Source organism: Frateuria sp., assembly GCF_035695185.1.
Taxonomy (GTDB): Bacteria; Pseudomonadota; Gammaproteobacteria; order Xanthomonadales; family Rhodanobacteraceae; genus Frateuria_A.
Map to the genome: position 1 here is coordinate 1 of NZ_DASSES010000038.1, position 23,851 is coordinate 23,851.

Here is a 23,851-nt window from a genome sequence, read left to right on the forward strand (position 1 = left end):
ATGGAAGCAAACGAAGAGATATCCACGGGGATCACTCATGGGTCAGCAGCAAGCGTATTTCGTACCGGCCAAGAGCCAGTGGCCGATCGTGGCCGCGGTGGTCATGTTCCTCACCGTGTTCGGTGCCGCGCACTGGCTGAATGCTCCGCCGGGCGAAGCAGGCTTCGGCAAGACGGTCATCGCCATCGGCTTCATCGGCATCCTGCTGATGTTCTTCGGCTGGTTCCGCTCGGTGATCCACGAATCGCTGTCCGGCAAGTACGACGCCCAGGTCGACCGCTCGTTCCGCATGGGCATGATGTGGTTCATCTTCTCCGAGGTGATGTTCTTCGGCGCGTTCTTCGGCGCGCTGTTCTACACCCGCATGTTCTCCGTGCCGTGGCTGGGTGGCGAAGGTCATGGCGTGCTGACCCACCAGTTCCTGTGGAGCGACTACGCCGCGGCCTGGGGCGCGGGCGGCGGCAACGGCCCGGCCAACATCGGCGGCAGTTTCCAGACGGTGGCGCCGTGGGGGCTGCCGCTGCTCAACACCCTGATCCTGCTCACCTCCAGCGTCACCGTGACCATCGCGCACCATGCGCTGAAGGCAGGCCACCGCGGCAAGATCCTGGTGTTCCTGGGCCTGACCGTACTGCTGGGCGCCACGTTCGTGTACGCCCAGGCGCACGAGTACATGGAGGCCTACAGGGAGCTCAACCTCACGCTGCACACCGGCGTGTACGGCTCGACCTTCTTCATGCTGACCGGCTTCCACGGGCTGCACGTGACGCTGGGCACGATCATGCTGGCGATTATCTGGCTGCGCGTGCTCAAGGGCCACTTCAGCCCCGAGCACCACTTCGGCTTCGAGGCGGTGGCGTGGTACTGGCACTTCGTGGACGTGGTGTGGCTGGGCCTGTTCATGTTCGTCTACATTCTCTGAGGCGACGTCGGCCGCACAGCGAAAAAGCCCGCCGGATGGCGGGCTTTTCGTTTGGGGCGCTGCAGATGCGCTAAATGTCGCGCCGGTGGGCCCGCCCGTCCGGGGCCGCTACAATCAGCGGCCGACGCCATGGGGCTGCAGCCAGCCCATCCAGATGCCCAGCATGATCATGGCGATCAGCACGATCGACAGGCCGATGCGCCGGGTCAGCGCCCAGGCGGTGCGTTTGCTGCCGTCCTTGTCGGTCATCATGTAGTAGAGCGCCTGGCCGAGGTTGAACACCACGATCAGGAACATGATCACCAGCGCGACTTTGTAGATGGTTTCCACGTGAGCGGTCCGAACGACTTCCGAGCCGGCAGTATAGCCACCGCCGACGAGGCCTCCGCGTGACACGTTGGCGCAGGCCGGCCTGGTGGAGCGTGCTGCTGACCGTGGCCGCCGCGGCGCTGTTCGTGCGCCTGGGCGTGTGGCAGCTGGACCGCGCCGCCTACAAGGACAGCCTGGTGCGGCGTTATGCCGCCGCGGCCGCCGCGCCGCCGGTGCCGTTCGGGCAGGTGGCGGTGGCGCCGCCGGCCGATGCGTTTCCGCGGGTGACCGTGCGCGGGCGCTGGCTGGCGGACCGGGTCTACCTGCTCGACAACCCGCACCACGACGCCCGCGGCGGGGTGGAGGTCTACGCGCCACTGGCGCTGCCGGGCGCGTCGCGCCTGCTACTGGTGGACCTGGGTTTCCTGCCGGGAACCGGCAATGAGCAGGCCCCTCCGCTGCCGCCGCTGCCGGCCGGCGAGGCCGACCTGCATGGCCTCTACCTGCCGCCGCCCGGCGTGGGCCTGGAACTGGGCGGCGACGCGCTGGCCGGCCAGGTGAATTGGCCGAAGACGACCATCTATCTCGACCTCCCGCAGGTGGCGAAGGACCTTGGGCGCCCCTTGTACCCGCGGGTACTCGCGCTGGACGCGGATCCGACGGCGGTCTATCAACGTGAACACGCTTTCGATTTCTCCTCGATGCCGCCCGCCCGGCATCGGGCCTATGCCTTCCAGTGGTTCAGCTTTGCGGTGGCGGTAGTGGCGATCTTCCTGGTCCTGCACCGCAAGCGCCGCCCGCGCCGTACGGAAAACCCATGACCCCCGCTCCCTCTCCCGACCTCAAGGCCAGCCGCCTGAAGCTGCTGGCGATCATGGCGGTCTTCGCGCTGCCGATCATCGCCGCCGGCGTGCTGACCTTCACCGGCTGGCAGCCGAGCGGGAAGGGCTACGGCCTGCCGATCCAGCCACAGCGGAATTTTGTCGACGAGCACCTGCGCGTGACCCTCGCGGACGGCAGCGACTACGCCTGGCGCAACCCGGAGGAGCCCCGCATGACGCTGGTCGCGCTGGCCGGTCCCGGTTGTGCCGCGCGCTGCTTCGAGACGCTGACCGGCATGGCCAAGGCGTGGGTCATGCTCAACCGCAACCAGAAGCGCCTGCGCCTCCTGTACGTCGGCACCCCGCCGGCCGATCCCGGGCGGCTCGATGCGATGAAGTCGTTCTGGATCCTCGGCCGCGATGGCGGCGACAAGCTCGCCGCCTTCCGCCCGCAGGCGCCCGACAGCGTCAGCGCACTGCTGGTCGAGTCCAACGGCACGGCGCTGGCGTACTACCCGGCCGGCTTCGACGGGACCGGCCTGCTGCGCGACATGCACAAGGTGATCAAATGAACGGTGAGGGTGGCGGCCACATGCTGGCCGCGAACGGATCGTCGGTGGGGGCGGCCAGGGTGCGTCGCCTGATGCGCTGGCTTGCGCTCTGTGCGGCGGTGTTCGCCTTCGGCGTGGTGATGTTCGGCGCGTTCGTGCGGCTGTCCAACGCGGGCCTCTCCTGCCCGGACTGGCCGACCTGCTATGGCCAGGTGACCTGGCCGCATCACCAGCAGGCGGTGGCGAACGCCGACGCGGCGTTCCCGGACCGACCCTACGAGGCGACCAAGGCCTGGCGCGAGCAGGTCCACCGCTTCCTTGCCGGCACGCTGGGCGTGCTGGTGCTCGCGCTCGCCCTGATGGCGGCCTGGCGGCCGCGGTGGGCACGCATGGCGGTGGTGCTCGGCGCGGTCTTCGCCGCCGGCGGTGTCACCCTCTACATGCGCGGGGAGCACGCCTGGTCGTCCCTGCTGGCGGTGGTGGCGATCGCCCTGCCGCTGGCCGCGGCGATCCGCTTGCGCAGCCCCGGTGCCTGGCGGATCGCCGTGCTCGCACTGGCGGTGATCATCTTCCAGGCCATGCTTGGCATGTGGACCGTGACCCTGCTGCTCAAACCGATCGTGGTGATGGGTCACCTGCTCGGCGGCATCACCACCTTCGCCCTGCTGGCCTATGCGGCGTTGCGCCTTGCCGGTGTCGGTGCCCCCGACCAGCGCCACGCGTCGCTGCGCCGCTGGATCGTGCTCGGCATCGTGCTGCTGGCCTGCCAGATCGCACTGGGCGGCTGGACCTCGTCCAACTATGCGGCGCTCGCCTGCGGCACGGGGCCGGGCGCCTTCCCCAAGTGTCTGGGCCAATGGATGCCACCAACCGACTTCAGGGAAGGCTTCGTGCTGTGGCGCGGCATCGGCGTGAACTACGAGGGCGGGATCCTCGACATGGCGGCACGCAGCGCCATCCAGATCGCGCACCGGCTCGGCGCGCTGGTGGTATTCGCCTACCTCATGTGGCTCGGCCATCGCGTCGCCCGGCGCGGGCTGCGGCTCGCCGGCGCGGCGATCGGCATAGTGCTGGTGGCGCAGGTGCTGCTGGGCATCAGCAACGTGCACTTCGGGCTGCCGCTGCCGGTGGCCACCGCGCACAACGGCGTGGCGGCGCTGCTGTTGTTCACGCTGCTGGCGACACTGGCGCGCACCCAGCCACACCCGGATGATGGAGCGATGCCGTCCATGGAGCCACGACGATGAGCGCGCACCTGCGCGAATACCTGCAACTGACCAAGCCGCGCGTGGTCGCGTTGCTGGTGTTCTGCGCGGTGATCGGCATGTTCCTGGCGGTGCCGGGCATTCCGCCCTGGCGCGCGCTGGTGTTCGGCACGCTCGGCATCTGGATGGCCTCCGGTTCGGCCGCCGCCTTCAATCACCTGATCGACGAGCGCATCGACAAGCTGATGGCGCGCACCCAGCGCCGTCCGCTGGCCACCGGCGCGCTCAAGCCGCGCCAGGTGCTGCTGTTCGCCATCTCGCTCGGCATCGCCTCGATGCTGGTGCTGGCGCTGCTGGTCAACCCGCTGACCGCGTGGCTGACCTTCGGTGGCCTGATCGGCTACGCGCTGGTCTACACCGCCTACCTCAAGCGTGCCACGCCGCAGAACATCGTGATCGGTGGCCTGGCCGGCGCGATCCCGCCGGTGCTGGGCTGGACCGCCGTGACCGGGCACCTGCACGCGTTCGCGCTGCAGCTGTGCCTGATCATCTTCGTGTGGACGCCACCGCATTTCTGGGCGCTGGCGATCTTCCGCCGCGAGGACTACGCGCGCGCACAGATCCCGATGCTGCCGGTGACCCACGGCGTCGCCTACACCCGCTGGCACGTGCTGTTCTACACCGTGTTGCTGGTGCTGGTGACCCTGCTGCCCGCGCTGACCGGATTCAGCGGCGGGGTCTACCTCGGCGGCGCGGTGGTGCTCGGCGCGGGCTTCCTCTACTACGCCGTCCGCCTGCTCGATCCGCCGGACGAGTTTTTCGCCATGCGGGTGTTCAAGTACTCGATCGTGTACCTGATGGCGCTGTTCGCTTTCCTGCTGGCCGACCACTGGCTGATCGGTCCCATGCAGGACGCCGGCGTCACCCTGCAACGCGCGGCGTGACCCTCCTGCGTGCTTGACAGGCACGCATGCGGACACCAGAATGCGCGCGCCCTCCGGCGCGCCGCGCCGTGGCATTCCCCAAGACCTTCCAAGGCATATGGACGTCTACCCTAGTCGCAGCGTCGACACCCGCGAGCATCGGGTGCCGGCGTCGCATCACAAGCTGAACGCCTGCGGCGACCGCCTGCGGTCGGCCGGCGCCTTCCTCGACTAGGAACGCCCGGCCCACTCCCTGCGGTGCCGCCGGCACCGATACGAGGAGATGGGTGATGAACCTCCTTCGCGATGTTTCCTTGCTGCGCCTGTGGCGCCGCCTTGCGGCGGATCGCCGCCGCGCGGCGCCGCCGGTGTACCGCATCACCGTGCCGGCGCCGCTGGCGGACACCGGCCTGCCCGCCCAGCGCCACCCCGTGGTGGTCGCCCAGCCCGTGCCGCTGCCGCGCGCGGCGAACGGATGAGCCTGCGTCCGCGCCGCAAGGGCTGGCCTCCGCCAGCACCGCGTCAGGTCCCGTCGCCCGGACGAACGGACCTGCGGTAGCCGGTGCACGCCTGGTCGAAGGTGCGCCCCGGTCGATGAAGCGACAGACGGAAGCGACAGATGATCAGGCAGACCCTCCAGACCGCCGCGGCCCGGGCGACCGGCAGAAGCGCGCCGCCCGTGCACGTCACGGCCGCCGGCTACGCGCTGCTGCGCAACGACGAACTGCTGGCCCGGCTCGATACCGGCACGACGGGCCTGGATGCCGGGCGCATTGCCGCAAGCCTGCACCGCGACGGCCCCAACGAGGTTTCGCACGAAAAACCACCGCATTGGTCGCGGCAGCTGCTGCGTGCCTGCCGCAACCCGTTCATCGCGGTCCTGGTGCTGCTGGCGATCGTGCAGCTGGCGACCGACCGTGCGGACCTCACCGGTCCGTCGATCATCGCCGTGATGGTCGGCATCAGCGTGCTGCTGAGCTTCACCCAGGAATACCGCTCCTCGCGCGCCGCCGAGCAGCTCAAGGCGATGGTGCGCAACACCGCCAGCGTCACCCGGCGCGCGGCGGACGGCCACAGCGAGCGCATCGAGGTTCCGGTCGGCGAACTGGTGGCCGGTGACATCGTGCATCTGGGCGCCGGCGACATGGTGCCGGCGGACCTGCGCCTGCTCTCGGCCAAGGACCTGTTCATCAGCCAGGCCATCCTCACCGGCGAATCGCTGCCGGTGGAGAAGGCCGCGCCGAGCGCGCGCGACCTGGCCGGCGGCAACGCCGGTCACCCGCTGGACCTGCCCACCGTTTGCTACATGGGCACCAACGTGGTCAGCGGCACCGCCACCGCGGTGGTGGTGGCGACCGGCTCGCGCAGCTACCTCGGCTCGCTGGCGCACACGCTCGCCGGCGCGCGCGTCCAGACCAGCTTCGACCGCGGCGTGCGCTCGGTGAGCTGGCTGCTGATCCGCTTCATGGCGGTGATGGTGCCGGTGGTGTTCGCGATCAACGGGCTGGACAAGCACGACTGGCTGCAGGCGTTCCTGTTCGCGCTGTCGGTCGCGGTCGGCCTGACGCCCGAGATGCTGCCGCTGATCGTCACCGCCAACCTGGGCAAGGGTGCGCTGGCGATGTCGCGCCGCAAGGTGGTGGTCAAGCGCCTCAACGCGATCCAGAACTTCGGCGCGATGGACGTGCTGTGCACCGACAAGACCGGCACGCTGACGCTGGACCGCATCGTGCTCGAGCGTCACCTGGACCTCGACGGCGAAGCCTCGGACGAGGCGCTGGAATACGGCTACCTCAACAGCCGTTTCCAGACCGGCCTGAAGAACCTGATGGACAAGGCGGTACTTGCCCACCGCGACCTCGAGCCGATGGCCGGCCGATTCCGGCTGATCGACGAGATCCCGTTCGACTTCCAGCGCCGGCGCATGTCGGTGGTGCTCGCCGGTGACGACGGCCACCACCTGCTGGTCTGCAAGGGCGCGGTCGAGGAGATGCTGGCCATCTGCACCGCCGCGCGGCTCGACGGCATCGACACCACGCTGGACGACGCGCGCCGCGCGGAGATCCGCGCGATGACCCGCCGCCTCAACGAGGATGGCCTGCGCGTGCTGGTGGTGGCGGTCAAGCGGCAGGGCCCGAGCGGGCGCGCCTACGGGGTCGCCGACGAAGCCGGCCTCACCGCGATCGGTTGCCTGGCTTTCCTCGACCCGCCCAAGGATTCGGCCGCCACCGCGATTGCCGCGCTGCGCGAACACGGCGTGGCGGTTAAGGTGATCACCGGTGACAACGAGGCGGTGACCCGCAAGATCTGCCGCGAGGTCGGGCTGGAAGTCGCGCATTCCGCACAGGGCCGCGACATCGAGCCGCTCGACGAGGCCGCGCTCGATGCGCTGGTCGCACGCACCACCGTGTTCGCCAAGATGTCGCCGCTTGAGAAGGCTCGCGTGGTCAAGTCGCTGCAGCGCCAGGGCCACACCGTCGGCTTCCTGGGTGACGGCATCAACGACGCACCCGCGCTGCGCGAGGCGGACGTGGGCATCTCGGTGGACAGCGCCACCGACATCGCCAAGGAGTCGGCCGACATCATCCTTCTCGAAAAGAACCTGATGGTGCTGGAAGAGGGCGTGATCGAAGGCCGCATCACCTTCGGCAACGTCATGAAGTACATCAAGATGACCGCCAGCTCGAACTTCGGCAACGTGTTCAGCGTGCTGGTCGCCAGCGCGTTCCTGCCGTTCCTGCCGATGCTGCCGCTGCAGCTGCTGGTGCAGAACCTGCTCTACGACATCTCGCAGCTGGCGATTCCGTTCGATCGCATGGACGCCGACTACCTGAAGGCGCCGCGCCAGTGGGACGCCAGCGACATCGGTCGCTTCATGGCCTGGGTCGGGCCGGTCAGTTCGGTGTTCGACCTGACCACGTTCTGGCTGCTTTGGCATCTGTTCGGCGCGAACGACACGGCGCACCAGGCGCTGTTCCAGTCCGGCTGGTTCGTCGAGGGGCTGCTTTCGCAGACGCTGATCGTGCACATGATCCGTACGCGGCGGATTCCCTTCCTGCAGAGCGTCGCCGCGGCCCCCGTGCTGGCACTGACCCTAGCCATCGGCGCGATCGGCGTGGGCGTGCCCTACAGCCCGCTCGGCAGCAAGCTGGGCATGACCGCGCTGCCGCCGGCCTACTTCGGCTGGCTGGCATTGACGCTGCTTTGCTATGCCGCGCTGACCCAGCTGGTGAAGCACGTGTATATGCGCCGCTACGGCCGCTGGCTCTGAGCCGCCCCGGAATTTTTCCTACGAATTTTGCCAATACCGTCGCCATCGGTCGGCGCCTATAAAACGTGTCGGGGGAATCCTTACAAACGTGTAGGGGTTCATATGCAAGCAAGAATCTGGATGGCTCGCGCGCTGATGCTGGCGGGCCTGGGATGCTGCGGCCTGCCGGCCGCGTGGGCCGGCACCGCATTGCCCGACCACCAGGAATTCGAGGCGGCGCTGCAGGTGCCTTTCCAGGCGGCCGCGGGCCGACCGGTGACGCTGCACTTCGCCTATCCGGGCGCCACGCCCGGCACGCCCGTGGCCTGGGAGGTCGCGCTGCTCGGTCCTGACGGGGACGTGCTGCGTGCCTGGGAGGGTCACACCACGCTGCAGGCGCGCACCGCCACCGCCCGCTTGCGCTGGGATGGCAAGGACGGCCAGCACCATGCGCTGCCGGCCGGGTATTACACGGTGCGCCTGCGTGCGATCGCGCTCGACGAGGACAACGTGCGGCGGCTGGGCACGGGCCTGCCGGGCCACGCGTTGGTCCTGGCCGCCTCCCGCGCGCCCGGTCACGTCGAGGAGCAGCGCTACGACATCCAGGTTGGCAACGTGGCCCCCGCGCACGTGCCGACGTTCCACGCGCTGCCGCGCCAGGACGCCACCACGTTGCAGGCGCAGTCGGTCAGCGCCGGCTCGCTGCCCTACACGATCTACTACGGCAACCTGCACAGCCAGACCAACCACAGCGACGGCGGCGGCGAGCTGGCCACCTGCCAGGGCGCGCAGGCCCCGCAGAGCGGCGCCTACGGTCCGACCGATGCCTACCAATACGCGATGAACCGCGGCCTGGACATGCTGATGACCTCCGAGCACAACCACATGTTCGACGGCTCCACCGGCACCAACAGCTCGGCCGACCCGGCCACCGCGCGCAACCTGTTCGCCTCGGGCCTGCAGGCGGCCTCCTCGTTCCGCGCCGCGCACCCGAGCTTCGTCGCCCTGTATGGCCAGGAATGGGGCGTGATCAGCAACGGCGGCCACTTGAACATCTTCAACGCCGACGGCCTGATCGAGTGGGAGAAAAACAGTGCGGGCCAGCTGATCGGCGATTACGAGATCGCCAAGGGCGACTACGCCTCGCTCTACACGCTGATGCGCCAGCACGGCTGGGTCGGGCAGTTCAACCATCCGGCATCGAGCGGCCAGTTCGTGGTCAACGGCACCAACTTCGGCTACACCGCCGACGGCGACAGCGTGATGGTGCTGGCCGAGGTGCTCAACAGTTCCGCTTTCTCGGTCAACACCAGCGAGACCGAAAGCTCGCGATCGAGCTACGAAACCGCCTTCAACGAGATCCTCGAGCGCGGCTATCACGTGGCGCCCAGTTCCGACCAGGACAACCATTGCGCCAACTGGGGCGCGAGCTACACCAACCGCACCGGCGTGCTGATCCCCAGTGGCACGGCGCTCAGCCTGACCAGCTTCCTCGACGCGCTGCGCGCCCGCCGCGTATTCGCCACCGAGGACAAGGCGGACCAGATCGTGCTCACCGCCAACGGCCATGTCATGGGCGAGCGGTTCGACAACACCGGGCCGCTCACGCTCGCCGTCAACTACGCCAGCACGTCCGGCGACAGCGTCCAGCGCGTGCAGGTGTTCGAGGGCGTGCCGGGCAGCAACGGCACGGTCGCGCAGCTGTCCGACACCGCGACCACCACCCTCACGCCGACCACCGGCGAGCACTTCTACTACGCCAAGATCACCCAGGCCGACGGCAACCGGCTGTGGTCGGCGCCGGTGTGGGTGAGCCAGGGCAGCGGCGGTGGCGGTGGCGACACCACGCCGCCGACGGTCAGCGCCTCGGAAAGCGGCAGCGCCGGCACGATCACGCTGGCGGCGACGGCGAGCGACAACGTCGGCGTCAGCCGCGTGGAGTTCTACGTCGATGGGGCATTGAAGGCCACCGACAGCAGTTCCCCGTACCAGGCCAGCCTCGACTCGACCACGCTGAGCGATGGCTCGCATACGCTGGTCGCAAAGGCCTACGATGCGGCCGGCAACGTCGGCAGCAGTGCCGGTGTGGCCTTCAGCGTCGCCAACGGCAGCGGCGGCGGCAGCAGCCAGTTGCTCAGCAACGGTGGCTTCGAAAACGGCGCCACCGCCTGGACGCAGACCAGCGGCGTGATCACCAGCGACAGCAGCGAACCGGCCCATGCCGGCAGCTGGAAGGCGTGGCTCGACGGCTACGGCAGCAGCCACACCGACTACGTGCGGCAGCAGGTGAGCATCCCGTCGACGGTCGGCAGCGCGACGCTGGACTTCTACCTGCACATCGACAGTGCCGAGGGCACCGGCACCGCCTACGACACGCTGCAGGTGCAGGTGATCACCTCCACCGGCAAATACATCACGCTGGCCACCTTCTCCAACAAGGACGCCGCCGGCGGCTACCAGCACCACAGCATCAGCCTCAATGGCTACAAGGGGCAGACGCTGCAGGTGAACTTCTACGGCACCGAGGACGGCAGCCTGCAGACCTCGTTCGTGGTGGACGACGTGGCGGTCAATACCCAGTAGTCCCAAGCCCCGTGGGCGCCCCACGGGGCTCCTACGGGCGCGGGGGCGCCTTTGCGCGGTCGGCGTAGCGCCGCGCCAGCAGCGCGCAGACCATCAGCTGCATCTGGTGGAAGATCATCAACGGCAGCAGCAGCGCCCCCAGCCCGCCGACCTGGCTGGCGAACAGGATCTTGGCCATCGGCACGCCGCTGGCCAGGCTCTTCTTCGAGCCGCAGAACACCAGCGTGATGCGGTCGCCGCGTCGGTGAGGCCGTCCAGCCACAGCGCGGCCTGGCCGCGGCAGGGCAGCACCGTGGCCAGCGCGACGGCGGCGCGCAGGGCCAGGGTGAATCCGTCGGGAAGCAGCCGACGAAGCGGGGCAAGGGGCATGAGGGAGCGGGGAGGCACCAGCGCAGCGGCCGATGGTAACGGGCCGCCGGGACCGGGGTCAGTCATCGGTCCCGCAGCGCGTGCGCCGGCCACGGCGCCACCACAACACCAGCCCGGCCAGCACCAGCAACGTGGCGAGGATCCACAGGCCGTGCTGCCCGCGGCCGATCCACATCGCCAGCCACTCGCGGTTGTTGGCGCCGAAGTAACCCAGGTATACCCACACCGGCACGCTGACCAGCGCGGCCAGCCCGTCGAGCAGGAAGAAGCGCAGGAACGACACGCGGTGGGTGGCGCCCGCAGTGACGTACACCGCCGTGCGCATGCCCGGCAGGAAGCGCGCCAGGAAAAGCAGGCGGTTGCCGTAGCGGGCGAACTTCTCCTGCACCCGGCCGTAGCGCTCGGGCGTCAGCAGGCGCGCCACCAGCGGCCACCGCATGATGCGCGCGCCGTGCCGGTGGCCGAGCAGAAACATCGCCGCGTCGCCGGCCAGCACGCCGACCAGCGAGACCAGCGCCATCACGTGCACGTTGGCAAAGCCCAGACCGGCGATCACGCCGCCGGCGACCAGCGTGATGTCCTCCGGCAGCGGGGCGCCGGCGCCACACAGCAACAGCGCGGCCAGCACCGCGAGGTAGCCGCTCTCGGCGAACAGCAGCACCAGCCGTTCAAGCAGCGGCATCGGTGATCCTGGCGGGCGCGCGCGCCGGTCGGAGAGGGCGCACGCGCCTGGAGACCGCCCGCATCGATCAGCTCTGGGTCGGGCGGCGTGCCGCCAGCAGTTCGCGCAGCTCGGCCTTCTCGGCGCTGGTCAGCGTGCCGTCGCGGTGCCGGGTGGTGAGCGCCTCGCGGCGCAGCGCGGTGGCCTGCTCGTCCATCCGCGCCAGCGCGTCGAGGAACTCCTCGCGCTGGGTCTCGGGTTCGCCCACCACCATCGCCGCCATCAGCTTCTGCAGTGCCGGGTACTCGGCGCGCTCGGCGAAATGCTCGACCAGCATCGCCGGGTTGATGCCCGGGCGCGCGCGGCACAGGTCGACCAGTTCGGCAAGCAGCCCCACGCCCGGCTTGTCCAGGCGCAGGAAGCGGTAGGGTGGTTCGACCAGGTCGGCCAGCCCCGGCTGCGCCAGCAGCAGCGCAATGGCGCTGCGCACCAGCGAGCGCTGCACCGCCACCGGCCGCTGCACCGCGCGCCGCGCGGCCGGCTCGGCCGGGACGTTGGCGCGTGCGCCGGTGCGCTTCTCCAGCTCCTGCGCCATCAGGTCACGGAAGGCGCCATCGGGGAGTTTGGCGATCAGCGGGCGGGCGCGTTCGGCCAGCCGCGCGCGGCCGTCAAGGCTGGCGGTGTCCACGTCGTGCGAAAGCTCGCCGAAGAAATAGTCCGACAGCGGCATGGCCTCCTTCAGGCGCTTCTCGAAGCCGTCCTTGCCCTCCTTGCGCACCAGCGAGTCGGGGTCCTCGCCTTCGGGCAGGAACAGGAAGTAGGCCTGGCGGCCGTCGCGCAGCCGCGGCAGCGCGGCGTCGAGCGCCTTCCATGCGGCGGCGCGGCCGGCACGGTCGCCGTCGAAGCAGAACACCACGTCGGGTGCGGCGCGGAACAGCACCTCGGTGTGCTCGGGTGTGGTCGCGGTACCGAGCGTGGCCACCGCGATCGGCAGTCCCGCCTGGTGCAGCGCGATCACGTCCATGTAGCCCTCGACCACCACGATACGGGCCAGCTGGCTGTTGGCCTGCTTGACCTGCCACAGCGCGAACAGTTCGCGGCCCTTGTGGAACAGCGGGGTCTCGGGCGAGTTGAGGTATTTGGGGCCCTGGTCCGAACCGAGCACCCGCCCGCCGAAGGCGATCACGCGTCCCCGCCGGTCGAGGATCGGGAACATCAGCCGCTCGCGGAAGCGGTCGTAGCGATGGCCGCGCTCGCCGGTGGCGACCATGCCGGCCTCGGTGAGCAGCTGCATGCGCCGGTCGCTGCCGCCGAGCGCCTTGATCAGCCCGTCGTAGCCGGCCGGCGCCCAGCCGAGGCGGAAGCGCGCGATGGTGTCGGCGTCCAGCCCGCGCTTGCGGCAGTAGGCCTGCGCCTCGGGGCTCTGCGGCAGCTCGCCCTCGTACCAGCGCGCGGCGCCGTCGAGCAGCGCGTAGAGGTCGCTCTTGTCCTCGCGCGGTGCCGCCTCGCGGCCGCCCTCGCGCGGCACGGTCAGGCCGACCGACTGGGCCAGCTCCTCCACCGCGTCGGGGAACTCCAGCCGTTCGTAATCCATCAGGAACTTGACCGCACTGCCGTGCGCGCCGCAGCCGAAGCAGTGGAAGAACTGCTTGGCGGGCGTGACGTAGAACGAGGGCGTGCGCTCGTTGTGGAACGGGCAGCAGGCGGTCCATTCGCGCCCGGCCTTCTTCAACGGCACGCGCCGCTCGATCACGTCGACGATGTCGACGCGGGCAAGCAGTTCGTCGATGAAGCTGTCGGGGATACGGCCGCGCATAGACGGCCTAGTCTAGGGCCTGTGCGCCTGTTCCGGGGCGCCTGCGGCAATGCGCGGGATGGGCCGTGCGGCCCATCCGCGCGCGCGCAGGTGAAGGCGCGCTTCCTCGCCCGGCTAGAGGATGTGGAACACCCCGATCACCGCCAGCAGGGCGATGATGAACAGGATCACGAAGATCACGAACAGGACCTTGGCGATCGTCGCGGCGATGCCGGAAATCCCGCCGAAACCGAGCCAGCCGGCAACCAGCGAGATGATGGCGAAAATGATGGCCCACTTGAGCATGCGGCTTCTCCCTCGCCGCGCGGCCGGGGGCGGAGGCCTCCGATCCGGCGACGCCGCCACGTTGTAGGGGATGGGGCGTGAAGGGTGCGCATCAGCTCGCTGTGGACGGCGTGAGGCGGACTTGCCCCTCTCCCTGGCGGGGAGAGGGGCGGGGCGAGCGGCGACTCTTGCGGGAGAGGCAGGCCGAAGCGCGGCAGGGGGTTCCCTGCAAGCCGTGCCCTCGCCTCAATCCTCTCCCGGAAGGGAGACGAAGCAGGGCGCTCAGCCGCCCAGGCGGGCCTTGATCCGCGCGGACACCTGCGCCATGTCGGCGCGACCGGCGGCCTGCTGCTTGACCACACCGACCACCTTGCCCATGTCGCGCGGCGAACTGGCGCCGGTCTGCGTGATGGCCGCGTCAATGAGGCCGTCGACCTCGGCGTCGCTGAGCTTGGCCGGCAGGTAGTCCTCGATCACCGCCATCTCGGCACGCTCGACGTCCGCCAGGTCCACGCGGCCGGCAGCGTCGTATTGCACGATCGAGTCGCGCCGCTGCTTGAGCATCTTCTCCAGCACGCCGAGCGTCTGCGCTTCGTCCAGCTCGATGCGCTCGTCCACCTCGCGTTGCTTGATCGCGGCCAGGATCAGGCGGATCACCGCCAGGCGGTCCTTCTGTCCGCCACGCATGGCGGCCTTCATGTCGTCGGTGATGCGCTGCTTGAGGCTCATGGGGCTGTCTCCGGAAACGCGAAAGGCCGGTGTCGCCATGCAGGGCAACACCGGCCTCGGGATGTCAAACCACCGTGCCGCGCGCTACGCAGCGGCAGCGGGGATCAGTACATCCGGGTCTTGCGCGAGACGTCGCGCGAGAGGCGGCGCAGGTGGCGCTTCACCGCGGCGGCACGCTTGCGCTTGCGCTCCTGGGTCGGCTTCTCGTAGAACTCGCGCTTGCGGGTTTCGGCGAGCACGCCGGCCTTTTCGCAGGTGCGCTTGAAGCGGCGCAGGGCAAGCTCGAACGGCTCGTTCTCGCGGACTTTGACGCTGGGCATGAAAACTCCGAGTGGTAAACTGGCCCGCCAACCTGGCGCGCCTGTGGAATAGGGCGAGCCGCGAAGTATAGCGTGGACACCGAGAAAATTTCAAACCCGCCTGTCAAGCCCGTCCTCGGCGTGGAAACCTCCTGCGACGAGACCGGCGTGGCGCTGCTGCGCTGGGAACCCCAGGCGCCCGGCAAGGGCCTGCTGGCCCACGCGTTGTACAGCCAGATCAAGCTGCACGCCGACTACGGCGGCGTGGTCCCGGAGCTGGCCAGCCGCGATCACGTACGCAAGCTGCTGCCGCTGGTGCGCGAGGCGCTGGCGCAGGCGGGCATGACCCCGGCGGACCTGGGCGGCGTGGCCTACACCGCCGGCCCCGGCCTGGTCGGCGCGCTGCTGGTCGGCGCGGCGGCGGCGCGGGCGATGGCCTGGGCGCTGGACGTGCCGGCGATCGGCGTACACCACATGGAAGGCCACCTGCTGGCGCCGCTGCTGGAGCCCGATCCGCCGGCACCGCCGTTCGTGGCGCTGCTGGTGTCCGGCGGCCATTCGATGCTGGTCGAGGTGCGCGCGATCGGGCAGTACCGCCTGCTTGGCGACACGCTGGACGACGCCGCCGGCGAGGCGTTCGACAAGACCGCCAAGCTGATGGGCCTGCCGTACCCGGGCGGACCGGCGCTGGCGAAGCTGGCCGAGCAGGGCCGGCCCGGCGCGTTTCGCTTCTCCCGTCCGATGACCGACCGGCCGGGGCTGGATTTCAGTTTCTCGGGCCTCAAGACCCAGGTGCTGCTGGCCTGGCAGCAGTCCGACCGCTCCGACCAGACCCGCGCCGATGTCGCGCGCGGCTTCGAGGAGGCGATCGTCGACACGCTGGTGATCAAGTGCCGCCGCGCGCTGGAGGCGACCGGCACGCATCGGCTGGTGATCGCCGGCGGCGTCGGCGCCAACAAACGGTTGCGCGAGACGCTCGCCGCCGCTGGCGAAAAGGACGGCTTCCGCACCTATTTTCCGCGGCTGCAGTTCTGCACCGACAACGGCGCCATGATCGCCCTGGCCGGTGCGATCCGGCTGGCGGCGGGGCAGGGCCAGGACGAGGCGGTGCGGGTGTCGCCCCGCTGGGACCTGGAAAGCCTGCAACCGGTGTAGGAGCGCACCGTGCGCGACCGCCAGGCAGGCCGTCCCGCCAGGCTCGTTCAACCGGGCGCGCACGGGACGCGTGCCCACTTGCCCTAGACTGGCGCGATGGACATCGTTTTCATCGAAGACCTGCGTATCGACGCGGTGATCGGCATCTACGACTGGGAGCGGCGCGTTCGCCAGACGCTCGCGTTCGACATCGAGATGGCGTTCGACAACACCGTCCCGGCGGCCAGCGACGACATCGCGCACACGCTGGACTACAAGGCCGTCTCCAAGCGGTTGATCGAGTACGTCGGCGGCTCCGGCTTCGGCCTGGTCGAGACGCTGGCCGAGCGCTGCGCGGCGATCCTGCGCGAGGAGTTCGGCGTCGCCTGGGTGCGCCTGAAGCTGTCCAAGCCCGGCGCGGTACGCGGCGCCCGATCGGTCGGTGTGCGCATCGAGCGCGGCGTCCGGCCGCAATAGCGGCGCCTGTTAGCATGAGCGGCTGTCACGGGCGCCGACGGCGCCCCGCACCCCGTCATCCGCACCGCCGCGTCCGAGCGACGCCTCCCTTCGCGGCGTGGGACTCAACCAGGAGGTGACCCTTGGACTACCTGCCCGGGTGGGCGCAGACCCCCTTGATGCATACGATCGCCGACGCGGCCGCGCTGCTGGTCGTGGCCTGGCTGGCCGGGCTGCTGGCACGCGTGTTGCTGTTCCGCGTGGTCCGCACCATGGCCGCACGCACCGCCTGGCGCTGGGACGACGAGCTGTTCGAACGGGGCGTGTTCCGCTGGATCGCGCGCCTGGTCCCGATGGTGGTGGTGCAGTCCGGCATCCGGCTGGTGCCCGGCGTATCGGCGACCACCGAGCTGGTGGTGGGCAACCTCGCCTATGCGCTGATGGTGCTGTTCCTGGTGATGGCATCGAGTGCCGGCCTGTCGGCGGTGGAGTCGCTCTACCGCTCCACCTCGCTGGGGGCGCAACGGCCGATCAAGGGCGTCGTGCAGCTGGGCAAGCTGCTGTTGTTCATCATCGCCACGCTGGTGATCATCGCGTCGGTGACCGACAAGAAGATCGGCCTGCTGCTGTCCGGGCTCGGTGCGATGTCGGCGGTCCTGATCCTGGTGTTCAAGGACACCATCCTCGGTTTCGTCGCGGGCATCCAGCTCGCCTCCAACGACATGCTGCGGGTCGGCGACTGGATCACCATGCCCGGCGCGGGCGCCGATGGCGACGTGCTGGACATCACGCTGTACACGGTGAAGGTCCGCAACTTCGACCGCACCATCGTCACCATCCCGACCTGGAAGCTGATTTCCGAGAGCTACCAGAACTGGCGCGGGATGGCCGAGTCGGGCGGTCGGCGGATCAAGCGCGCGTTGCTGATCGATGCGGCCACCGTGCACTTCCTGGATGCCGCGGAGCTGGAGCGGCTGGGCCGCTTCCGCCTGCTGCGCGAGTACCTGGGTGCCAAGCACACCGAGCTGGCCGAGTGGAACCGCGGCCTGGGTGAAGCCGGCGAGCAGGCCGTGAACCGGCGCCGCTTGACCAATCTGGGTACCTTCCGTGCCTATGTCCAGGCCTATCTCGAGGCCCATCCGCACATCCACCACGGCATGACCTGCATGGTGCGGCAGCTGGCGAGCGGGCCGCAGGGCATCCCGCTGGAGTTGTACTGCTTCACCGCCACGACGGCGTGGGACGAGTACGAGGGCATCCAGGCAGACATCCACGAGCATTTGTTCGCGCTGTTGCCGGAGTTCGGGCTGGCGTTGTACCAGCAGCCTTCCGGCCGCGACGTGCGCGCCGGCCTGGCGGCCTCCGCGGGTGCCCGCACGCTGGCGGAGGCGTGAGCCGATGGGGCATGCCTACCTCAGCCTCGGCTCCAACCTCGAACCGCGGCGCCACCTGCGCGCGGCGCTGGGCGAACTGCACGCTCGCTTCGGCGCGATCGCCGTGTCGCCGGCCTACCGCAGCCGCGCGGTGGGTTTCGAGGGCAACGATTTCATCAACCTGGCGGTCGCGCTGGAGACCGAGCTGGAACCCGGGCCGCTGAACGACTGGCTGCACGCGCTGGAGGACCGCCACGGCCGTCGCCGCGACGTGCCTCGCTATTCGGACCGCACCCTCGACGTCGACATCGTGCTGTACGACCAGCGCGTGCTCGACGGACCGGGCCACCTGCAGATCCCGCGCAAGGAATTGCGCCACGCCTTCGTGCTACGGCCGCTGGCGGATATCGCCCCGCAGCTGCGCCACCCGCTGGACGGCCGCAGCATGGCCGAGCTATGGGCGGCGTTCCCGCAGGAAAGCGAACCGCTGGAAACGGTATCCCTGTAGCGGTCGGGCCGCCGTCGGCTACACCGCCAGCGAGCGCCCGCCGTCCACGCGGATGATCTGCCCGGTGACGAACGGTGCGTCGCGCAGCAGCCACAGTACGGCGGAAGCGACGTCTTCCGGTGCGCCCGCGCGCTGCAGCGGTGTGCGCGCCAGCAGCGCGGTGCGGTCGTCGTAGTCCTTGCCCTCGGCAGGCCACAACACCGCACCGGGCGCGACACCATTGACCCGCACCTGCGGCGCCAGGTCCTGCGCGAGCGTGCGCGTCATCGCGGCGAGCGCGGCCTTGGCCATGACGTAGATCGGGTGGCCGGCCAGCGCGCGCTCGGCGTAGATGTCGACCAGGTTGACGATCGCCCCGCGCGCCTCCTGCAGCGCCGGCCAGGCGGCCTGGGCCAGGAAGAACGGTGCCTTGGCGTTGGAGGCGAACAGCTCGTCCCACTGGGCGGGCGTCGCGCTGCCCACCGGCGTGGGGAAGAACGCCGAGGCGTTGTTGACCAGCGCGTCGAGGCGGCCGTAGCGGGCCCGCACCTGTTCCACCAGCGCGGGCAGGCGGTCGGTCGCGGCCAGGTCCGCCTGCACTGCCAGCGTGCTGCCGGCACGTTCGCGCTCCAGTTCCTCCAGCAAGGCGGCGGCCTGCGCGCTCGAGTGGCGGTAATGCAGGGCCAGGTCGTAACCGGCCGCGTGCAGCGTGCGGGCGATGCAGGCGCCGACGCGGCGGGCGCCGCCGGTGACCAGGGCGACGGGGCGGGGGGGCGGAAGGCTCATGCGGCGAGCTTGCCGCAAAGCGGGCGGGGCGTCACGGCGGCGACGGGTTGCCCGGGCGGCCCGGCGTCGCTTCGATCGCCCCGTCAGTCACCTCCAGCGGCTCGGTCTGCACCAGGCTGCCGCTGCCGAACAGCTCGATGGCGGTGTGCGCCACGCTGCGGGTGTCATACCACGCGTAGGCCCCCACGCCCGCGGCGCCGATCACCGGCAGCCAGCGCGAAATCCCGGCGCCGACCGAACGCTGCGTCAGGCTGATGCCGATCCGCCTGGCCACCCGTTCGGCCAGCGAGGCCGAGAGTTGCCGGAACAGCAGCCGGTCGCCCATGCGCACCACCAGGTCGCGGAACGCCTGCGCTGCGGTGTGGCGGAACAGGCACCACAACATCTGCTCGCGGCCCAGGCTGGCGTGCTGGCCGTAGGCCGCGGCGATGTCGCTCACCATCTGCGCCTGGATGCGCCAGATCGCCACCAGCTCCGGTAGCACCGTCAACCAGCCGAGCGGCCCGGGCGGCAGCGCCAGCGAGCCGGCGGTAAGCGCCGCCTTGCGCGAGGCCTGGGCGGCCAGCTGGCGCGCCTGCGCCTCCGGGTGCAGGCCCCGGTGCACGTGGCTGCCGGGAATCTGGCTGGCGAAATCGAGGATCGCCGCGGCGATCCGGCCGTGCTCGACCGGCGCCGGCACGGCGGGAACCTGGGTGGGCGGATCGGCCATGGCTGCTCCTGCGGACGGGAGGCCCCAGTGTGGGCGACCCGCCGTGAATGGCGCATGGGGCCGGAATGGGCCAGGACACGAGGCAGGGGCGCGGAAGCCAGCCGTTGCTTCCGACAGGCTCCCCACACCGCATCGGCTAACCTGTACACCTTTGACCGACCCCGACCCATGGCCTCACGACTCCCCGATCCCGGCCCCGACGAGCGCGCCCATTCCGACCGCCTGCTGCAACTGCTGCGCGCGCAGATCGCCTCGCACGGCCCGATGCCGTTCGCCCAGTACATGGAGCGTTGCCTGTACGCGCCGGGGCTGGGGTACTACAGCGCCGGCAAGACCAAGTTCGGCGAGGCGGGCGATTTCGTCACCGCGCCGGAGCTGGGCGGCCTGTTCGCCCGTTGCGTGGTCCAGGCGCTGCAGCCGGTGCTGGCAATGCTCGGGGACGAGGCCGACTTCCTCGAGCTGGGTGGCGGCAGTGGCGCCTTCGCCGAAGCCGCGCTGCGCGCGCTCGCCGAGGCCGGCACGCTGCCGCGCCGCTACCTGATCCTGGAACCCAGCGCCGACCTGCGCGAGCGCCAGCGCGAACGGCTGGCCGCCACGCTGCCGGCCGGGCTCAACGCCCGCGTGGACTGGCTCGATCGGCCGCCCGAGCAGAACTGGCGCGGCGTGCTGTTTGCCAACGAGGTGGTCGACGCGCTGCCGACCACGCGCTTCACCCTGCGCGCGGGCGAGGTCTACGAGGAATACGTGACGCTGGACGGCGAGGGTCGGCTGATGCGCACCGATCGCCCGGCCGACGCGCTGGTGGCCGGCGCCGTGCGCCACCTGGAGCGCGACCTGGGCCACGCCTTCGCGGACGGCTACCGCTCCGAAGTGCTGCCGCAGCTGCCCTACTGGGTGCAGGCGGTGGCCGGCTCGCTCGAGGCGGGCCTGATGCTGTTCGTCGACTACGGCTACGTGCGCCGGGAGTTCTATCTTCCCGCACGCAGCGACGGCACGCTGATGGCGCACTACCGCCACCACGCGCACAACGATCCGCTGCACTGGCCGGGCCTGAACGACCTCACCGCCTCGGTGGATTTCACCGCGCTGGCCGAGGCCGGCAACAGTGCCGGCTTCGACGTGGCGGCCTACCTGCCGCAGGCGCAGTTCCTGCTCGCCAGCGGGCTGCAGGCGGCCTTCGAGCAGGCCTATGCGCTCGCCGGCGACGACTTCGCCCGCCAGCGCCTGGCGCAGGAAGTGCGCCGGCTGACCCTGCCCGAGCAGATGGGCGAGCGCTTCCAGGCGATGCTGTTCGCGCGTGGGCTGTCGGCGCTGCCGCTGGACGCCGGCCTGCTCGCCGCCGACCAGGGTGGGCGGCTGTGAACGCGCTGGCGCCGGACCTGGCGCCGCTGCGCTGGCGTCGTGGCTGGACCGTGCTGGGCGTGTTGCTGATGCTCGCCGTGGCGGCGATCGCCCTGCTGCCGGCGACCCGTCACCTCACCGCGCTGGCGCTGGCCCTGCCCGAGGGCGACAAGCTCCTGCACATCCTCGCCTTCGCCGTACTGATGGGCTGGTGGGGCAACCTCTACCACCGGCCACGCCGGCGCCTGGCCGTGGCGGCCGCCTGCCTGTTCTTCGGCCTGCTGATCGAGCTGGCGCAATGGCCGCACAATCCCAGGGACGCCAGCGTGTGGGACCTGGCAGCCGACGCGCTGGGCCTGGCGCTGGGCGCACTGCTGCTGCGCACGCCGCTGGCCGGCCTGCTGGTGCGGACCGAGCGCTGGCTCGGCGTGCAGCGGGCGCGAAGCTGACCTACCGCTAAAAGCCGGGCCAGCCCTGCGCGTGGCGGCGGACGAGGGCGGCCAGGCTCGCCACCTGCTCGGGCGAGTCGTTCAGCGCCGGGATGTAGCGCAGGTCATGCCCGCCGGCGGCCAGGAAGAACTCGCGGTTCTGCATGGCGATCTCTTCGAGCGTCTCCAGGCAGTCCACCGCGAAGCCGGGGCAGGCCACGTCCAGCCGCCGGATTCCCTCGCCGGCAAGCCGGCGAACGGTGGCGTCGGTATAGGGCTGCAACCACGGCTCGCGACCCACGCGCGACTGGAAGCTGAGCAGCAGCTGCGACTCGTCCAGGCCGAGCCGCGCACGCAGCCGTGCCGCGGTGGCCTGGCATTGCGCGAGGTAGGGATCGCCCAGCCGCACGTAGCGCTCGGGGATGCCGTGGAAGGACAGCAGCAGCTTCTCGCCGCGGCCGTTGGCGTCCCACCAGCGCTCGATGCGGGAGGCGAGCGCCTCGATGTGCACCGGATCGTCGTGGTAGTCGTTGACCAGCCGCAGCTCCGGTGGCCAGCGCAGGCGCTTCAGCGTATCGGCCACCGCATCGACCACCGAGCCGGTGGAGGTGGCCGAGTACTGCGGATACAACGGCAGCACCAGCAGCCGGCGCACGCCGGCGGCCTGCAGTTCGGCGATCTTCGATCCCACCGAGGGCGCCCCGTAGCGCATCGCCAGCGCCACCCGGGCGTGGCCGCGCAGTTCGTCCTGCAGCGCCGCGGCCAGCGCCTCGCTCAGCACGCGCAACGGCGAGCCGGCCTCCGTCCAGATCCGCGCGTAGGCATGCGCCGAGCGGCGCGGGCGGATCGCCAGGATCACCCGGAGGATCGGCCACCACAGCCAGCGCGGGTAGTCGATCACGCGGCGGTCGGACAGGAACTGCGCCAGGTAGGGCCGGAGCGCGCGCGGAGTCGGCGCGTCGGGCGTGCCCAGGTTGACCAGCAGCACGCCGGTCTCGCACGCGCCTGCCTGAACGTTCCGGTCAGGGCCGTGGTCGGAAGGGCCGGTATAGTGATCGTGCTGTGGCATCGAAGGCATCGGCGGCAAGCAGGCGGTGGAGTCTGCCACAAGCCGCGCGGTGCCCCCCGGCGCGGTTGCCGCACCCATCCCCCTGCGCAAGGAGTACCCCATGTTCAAGGCATTGCGTCGTTGTTCGCTGATCGCGCTGGCGCTGTTGCTGCCGGCGATGGCCGCTCACGCGGAAGACCCGCCGCTGCTGCGCGCGCAGAACGCCGTGCGCGTGCTGCACGAGATCATGCAGGCGCCGGACAAGGCGATCCCGAAGGACCTGCTGCAGAACGCCCGGGCGATCGCGGTGATCCCCGACATGGTCAAGGCCGGTTTCATCTTCGGCGGTCGCCGCGGCGAGGGGCTGATCTCGGTGCGCAGCCCGGACGGCACCTGGTCCAATCCCAGCTTCATCACCCTCACCGGCGGCAGCGTGGGCTTCCAGGCGGGCGTGTCCTCGACCGACGTGGTGCTGGTGTTCCGTACCCAGCGCGGGGTGGATTCGATCGTCAACGGCAAGTTCACCGTCGGTGCCGACGCCGCGGCCGCGGCCGGTCCGGTGGGGCGCACCGCCACCGCCGCCACCGATGCGCAGATGCGGGCGGAGATCTATTCCTACTCGCGCTCGCGCGGCCTGTTCGCCGGCGTGGCGCTGGACGGTTCGGTCCTGCGCATCGATTACGACGCCAACGAGGCCGTCTACGGGCCCGGCATCACGCCCCGGCGCATCCTCGAGGGCGGCGTCAGCAACGTGCCGGGCGCGGTCGTGGACTTCCGCGACCAGCTGGAGGAGTACACTGCACGTTGATCCCGTTGCTGGCATTAGCGGCTGGTAACCAACGTTTTCGGCACAGTCCGTCAGAGGTTTGAAGTCATGGGTCTGGACAGTTTTTGGCATTGGATCATCCTGCTGATCGTGGTGCTGGTGATCTTCGGCACCGGCAAGCTGGCGAAGATGGGCCCGGATCTGGGCAACGCCGTGCGTGGCTTCAAGAAGGCCATGCAGGGTGACGAAGAGGAGGACGAGGCCAAGCGCAAGGCGCAGGAGCAGCTGCGCGCCGACCCGCCGCCCTCGGAGTCCACCGCCAGCAAGGCGCGCGACACCAGCGAAACCAAGTAAGCGCGCGGTGGCGCGGCCATGATCGAGATCAGCTTCGGCAAGATGCTGCTGCTGGCGCTTATTGCGCTGCTGGTGCTCGGCCCCGAGAAGCTTCCCGGGGCGGCGCGCACCGCCGGCGCGCTGGTGCGCCGCGTGCGCAACACCTGGGACAGCGTGCGCGCCGAGGTCGAGCGCGAGCTGGAGATCGAGGAGATCAAGCGCACCGCGCGCGAGGCCGCCGCACGTGCCGAGGCCGCGCAGGCGCAGATGAACGCCACCGCCCGCGAC

25 protein-coding genes and 2 pseudogenes are annotated in these 23,851 nt (G+C 70.2%); 17 read left to right on the top strand and 10 right to left on the bottom strand.

Annotated features, from left to right (window positions below; translation table 11 throughout):
* Positions 1-37 precede the first annotated feature (37 nt).
* Complete coding sequence (locus VFH59_RS02780; RefSeq protein ID WP_325163366.1) at positions 38-922, top strand: cytochrome c oxidase subunit 3; 885 nt, start codon at positions 38-40, stop codon at positions 920-922.
* A gap of 114 nt (positions 923-1,036) precedes the next feature.
* Here the strand turns inward: VFH59_RS02780 and VFH59_RS02785 are convergent, their stop codons facing one another.
* Positions 1,037-1,252 carry a twin transmembrane helix small protein gene (locus VFH59_RS02785; protein ID WP_231321978.1) on the bottom strand — a complete coding sequence of 72 codons (216 nt, stop codon included), beginning with the start codon at positions 1,250-1,252 and terminating at the stop codon, positions 1,037-1,039.
* Between the two features lie 59 nt (positions 1,253-1,311).
* On the opposite strand from VFH59_RS02785, the gene VFH59_RS02790 reads away from it, so the two are divergent.
* The 7 genes from VFH59_RS02790 to VFH59_RS02820 all read left to right on the top strand — a co-directional run bounded on the left by VFH59_RS02790 (position 1,312) and on the right by VFH59_RS02820 (position 10,564).
* Positions 1,312-2,052, top strand: coding sequence for an SURF1 family protein (locus VFH59_RS02790; protein WP_325163367.1), 741 nt, complete (start codon positions 1,312-1,314; stop codon positions 2,050-2,052).
* Positions 2,049-2,624, top strand: a complete 576-nt coding sequence (locus tag VFH59_RS02795; RefSeq protein WP_325163368.1) for a hypothetical protein — start codon at positions 2,049-2,051, stop codon at positions 2,622-2,624. The genes VFH59_RS02790 and VFH59_RS02795 overlap by 4 nt, the downstream gene beginning before the upstream one ends.
* A 20-nt stretch (positions 2,625-2,644) precedes the next feature.
* Positions 2,645-3,850: a COX15/CtaA family protein gene (locus VFH59_RS02800; RefSeq protein WP_325163388.1), complete on the top strand. Its 1,206-nt coding sequence runs from the start codon at positions 2,645-2,647 to the stop codon at positions 3,848-3,850.
* Positions 3,847-4,752 (top strand): heme o synthase, encoded by a 906-nt coding sequence (gene cyoE / locus VFH59_RS02805; protein WP_325163369.1) that lies wholly within the window; start codon positions 3,847-3,849, stop codon positions 4,750-4,752. Before VFH59_RS02800 ends, cyoE begins: the two co-directional genes overlap by 4 nt.
* Positions 4,753-5,021: 269 nt before the next feature.
* Entirely contained in the window at positions 5,022-5,210 is a 189-nt protein-coding gene (locus tag VFH59_RS02810; protein WP_325163370.1) for a hypothetical protein, read from the top strand.
* A 140-nt stretch (positions 5,211-5,350) separates the two neighbouring features.
* Positions 5,351-8,002: a magnesium-translocating P-type ATPase gene (gene mgtA / locus VFH59_RS02815; RefSeq protein ID WP_325163371.1), complete on the top strand. Its 2,652-nt coding sequence runs from the start codon at positions 5,351-5,353 to the stop codon at positions 8,000-8,002.
* A 120-nt stretch (positions 8,003-8,122) separates the two neighbouring features.
* Positions 8,123-10,564 carry a CehA/McbA family metallohydrolase gene (locus tag VFH59_RS02820; protein WP_325163372.1) on the top strand — a complete coding sequence of 814 codons (2,442 nt, stop codon included), beginning with the start codon at positions 8,123-8,125 and terminating at the stop codon, positions 10,562-10,564.
* Between the two features lie 31 nt (positions 10,565-10,595).
* Here the strand turns inward: VFH59_RS02820 and VFH59_RS02825 are convergent.
* From VFH59_RS02825 to rpsU, 6 genes and pseudogenes are all read right to left on the bottom strand, one after another.
* Positions 10,596-10,805, bottom strand: a pseudogene (locus VFH59_RS02825) (bile acid:sodium symporter); the annotation flags it as partial.
* Between the two features lie 186 nt (positions 10,806-10,991).
* Positions 10,992-11,615: a DedA family protein gene (locus VFH59_RS02830; protein WP_325163373.1), complete on the bottom strand. Its 624-nt coding sequence runs from the start codon at positions 11,613-11,615 to the stop codon at positions 10,992-10,994.
* Positions 11,616-11,682: 67 nt separating this feature from the next.
* On the bottom strand, positions 11,683-13,410 hold the full coding sequence (dnaG, locus tag VFH59_RS02835) for a DNA primase (RefSeq protein WP_325163374.1): 1,728 nt from the start codon (positions 13,408-13,410) through the stop codon (positions 11,683-11,685).
* Positions 13,411-13,524: 114 nt separating this feature from the next.
* The gene (locus tag VFH59_RS02840) at positions 13,525-13,695 is read right to left on the bottom strand and encodes a DUF1328 domain-containing protein (protein WP_209618895.1); all 171 of its coding nucleotides are present in this window, start codon (positions 13,693-13,695) and stop codon (positions 13,525-13,527) included.
* A gap of 261 nt (positions 13,696-13,956) precedes the next feature.
* On the bottom strand, positions 13,957-14,403 hold the full coding sequence (locus VFH59_RS02845; RefSeq protein ID WP_325163375.1) for a GatB/YqeY domain-containing protein: 447 nt from the start codon (positions 14,401-14,403) through the stop codon (positions 13,957-13,959).
* A gap of 104 nt (positions 14,404-14,507) precedes the next feature.
* Positions 14,508-14,723 (bottom strand): 30S ribosomal protein S21, encoded by a 216-nt coding sequence (gene rpsU, locus VFH59_RS02850; RefSeq protein ID WP_055999514.1) that lies wholly within the window; start codon positions 14,721-14,723, stop codon positions 14,508-14,510.
* Between the two features lie 72 nt (positions 14,724-14,795).
* Here rpsU and tsaD point away from each other — a divergent pair, with 72 nt between their 5' ends.
* The 4 genes from tsaD to folK all read left to right on the top strand — a co-directional run bounded on the left by tsaD (position 14,796) and on the right by folK (position 18,173).
* Positions 14,796-15,857, top strand: a complete 1,062-nt coding sequence (tsaD, locus tag VFH59_RS02855; RefSeq protein ID WP_325163376.1) for a tRNA (adenosine(37)-N6)-threonylcarbamoyltransferase complex transferase subunit TsaD — start codon at positions 14,796-14,798, stop codon at positions 15,855-15,857.
* 96 nt (positions 15,858-15,953) lie between these two features.
* The gene (folB, locus tag VFH59_RS02860) at positions 15,954-16,313 is read left to right on the top strand and encodes a dihydroneopterin aldolase (RefSeq protein ID WP_325163377.1); all 360 of its coding nucleotides are present in this window, start codon (positions 15,954-15,956) and stop codon (positions 16,311-16,313) included.
* A 122-nt stretch (positions 16,314-16,435) separates the two neighbouring features.
* Complete coding sequence (locus tag VFH59_RS02865) at positions 16,436-17,686, top strand: mechanosensitive ion channel family protein (RefSeq protein WP_325163378.1); 1,251 nt, start codon at positions 16,436-16,438, stop codon at positions 17,684-17,686.
* Positions 17,687-17,690: 4 nt separating this feature from the next.
* Positions 17,691-18,173 carry a 2-amino-4-hydroxy-6-hydroxymethyldihydropteridine diphosphokinase gene (folK, locus tag VFH59_RS02870; protein WP_325163379.1) on the top strand — a complete coding sequence of 161 codons (483 nt, stop codon included), beginning with the start codon at positions 17,691-17,693 and terminating at the stop codon, positions 18,171-18,173.
* An 18-nt stretch (positions 18,174-18,191) separates the two neighbouring features.
* On the opposite strand, the gene VFH59_RS02875 is transcribed toward folK, so the two are convergent.
* Both VFH59_RS02875 and VFH59_RS02880 read right to left on the bottom strand, forming a co-directional pair.
* Positions 18,192-18,938, bottom strand: a complete 747-nt coding sequence (locus VFH59_RS02875; protein ID WP_325163380.1) for a pteridine reductase — start codon at positions 18,936-18,938, stop codon at positions 18,192-18,194.
* A 31-nt stretch (positions 18,939-18,969) separates the two neighbouring features.
* Positions 18,970-19,647, bottom strand: a complete 678-nt coding sequence (locus tag VFH59_RS02880; protein ID WP_325163381.1) for a hypothetical protein — start codon at positions 19,645-19,647, stop codon at positions 18,970-18,972.
* Between the two features lie 168 nt (positions 19,648-19,815).
* On the opposite strand from VFH59_RS02880, the gene VFH59_RS02885 reads away from it, so the two are divergent.
* Together VFH59_RS02885 and VFH59_RS02890 are read left to right on the top strand one after the other, a co-directional pair.
* Positions 19,816-21,009, top strand: a complete 1,194-nt coding sequence (locus VFH59_RS02885; protein WP_325163382.1) for a class I SAM-dependent methyltransferase — start codon at positions 19,816-19,818, stop codon at positions 21,007-21,009.
* The gene (locus VFH59_RS02890) at positions 21,006-21,437 is read left to right on the top strand and encodes a VanZ family protein (RefSeq protein WP_325163383.1); all 432 of its coding nucleotides are present in this window, start codon (positions 21,006-21,008) and stop codon (positions 21,435-21,437) included. The genes VFH59_RS02885 and VFH59_RS02890 overlap by 4 nt, the downstream gene beginning before the upstream one ends.
* 7 nt (positions 21,438-21,444) lie before the next feature.
* Here VFH59_RS02890 and hemH read toward each other — a convergent pair whose 3' ends face one another.
* Positions 21,445-22,485, bottom strand: a complete 1,041-nt coding sequence (gene hemH / locus VFH59_RS02895) for a ferrochelatase (RefSeq protein ID WP_325163384.1) — start codon at positions 22,483-22,485, stop codon at positions 21,445-21,447.
* 100 nt (positions 22,486-22,585) lie between these two features.
* Between hemH and VFH59_RS02900 the strand changes: the two are divergent.
* From VFH59_RS02900 to tatB, 3 genes and pseudogenes are all read left to right on the top strand, one after another.
* A pseudogene (locus tag VFH59_RS02900) lies at positions 22,586-23,269 on the top strand (lipid-binding SYLF domain-containing protein); the annotation flags it as partial.
* Between the two features lie 69 nt (positions 23,270-23,338).
* The gene (tatA, locus tag VFH59_RS02905; RefSeq protein WP_325163386.1) at positions 23,339-23,584 is read left to right on the top strand and encodes a twin-arginine translocase TatA/TatE family subunit; all 246 of its coding nucleotides are present in this window, start codon (positions 23,339-23,341) and stop codon (positions 23,582-23,584) included.
* Positions 23,585-23,602: 18 nt separating this feature from the next.
* Positions 23,603-23,851 (top strand): Sec-independent protein translocase protein TatB (gene tatB, locus VFH59_RS02910; protein WP_325163387.1); only part of this gene is annotated, 249 nt, incomplete at its 3' end.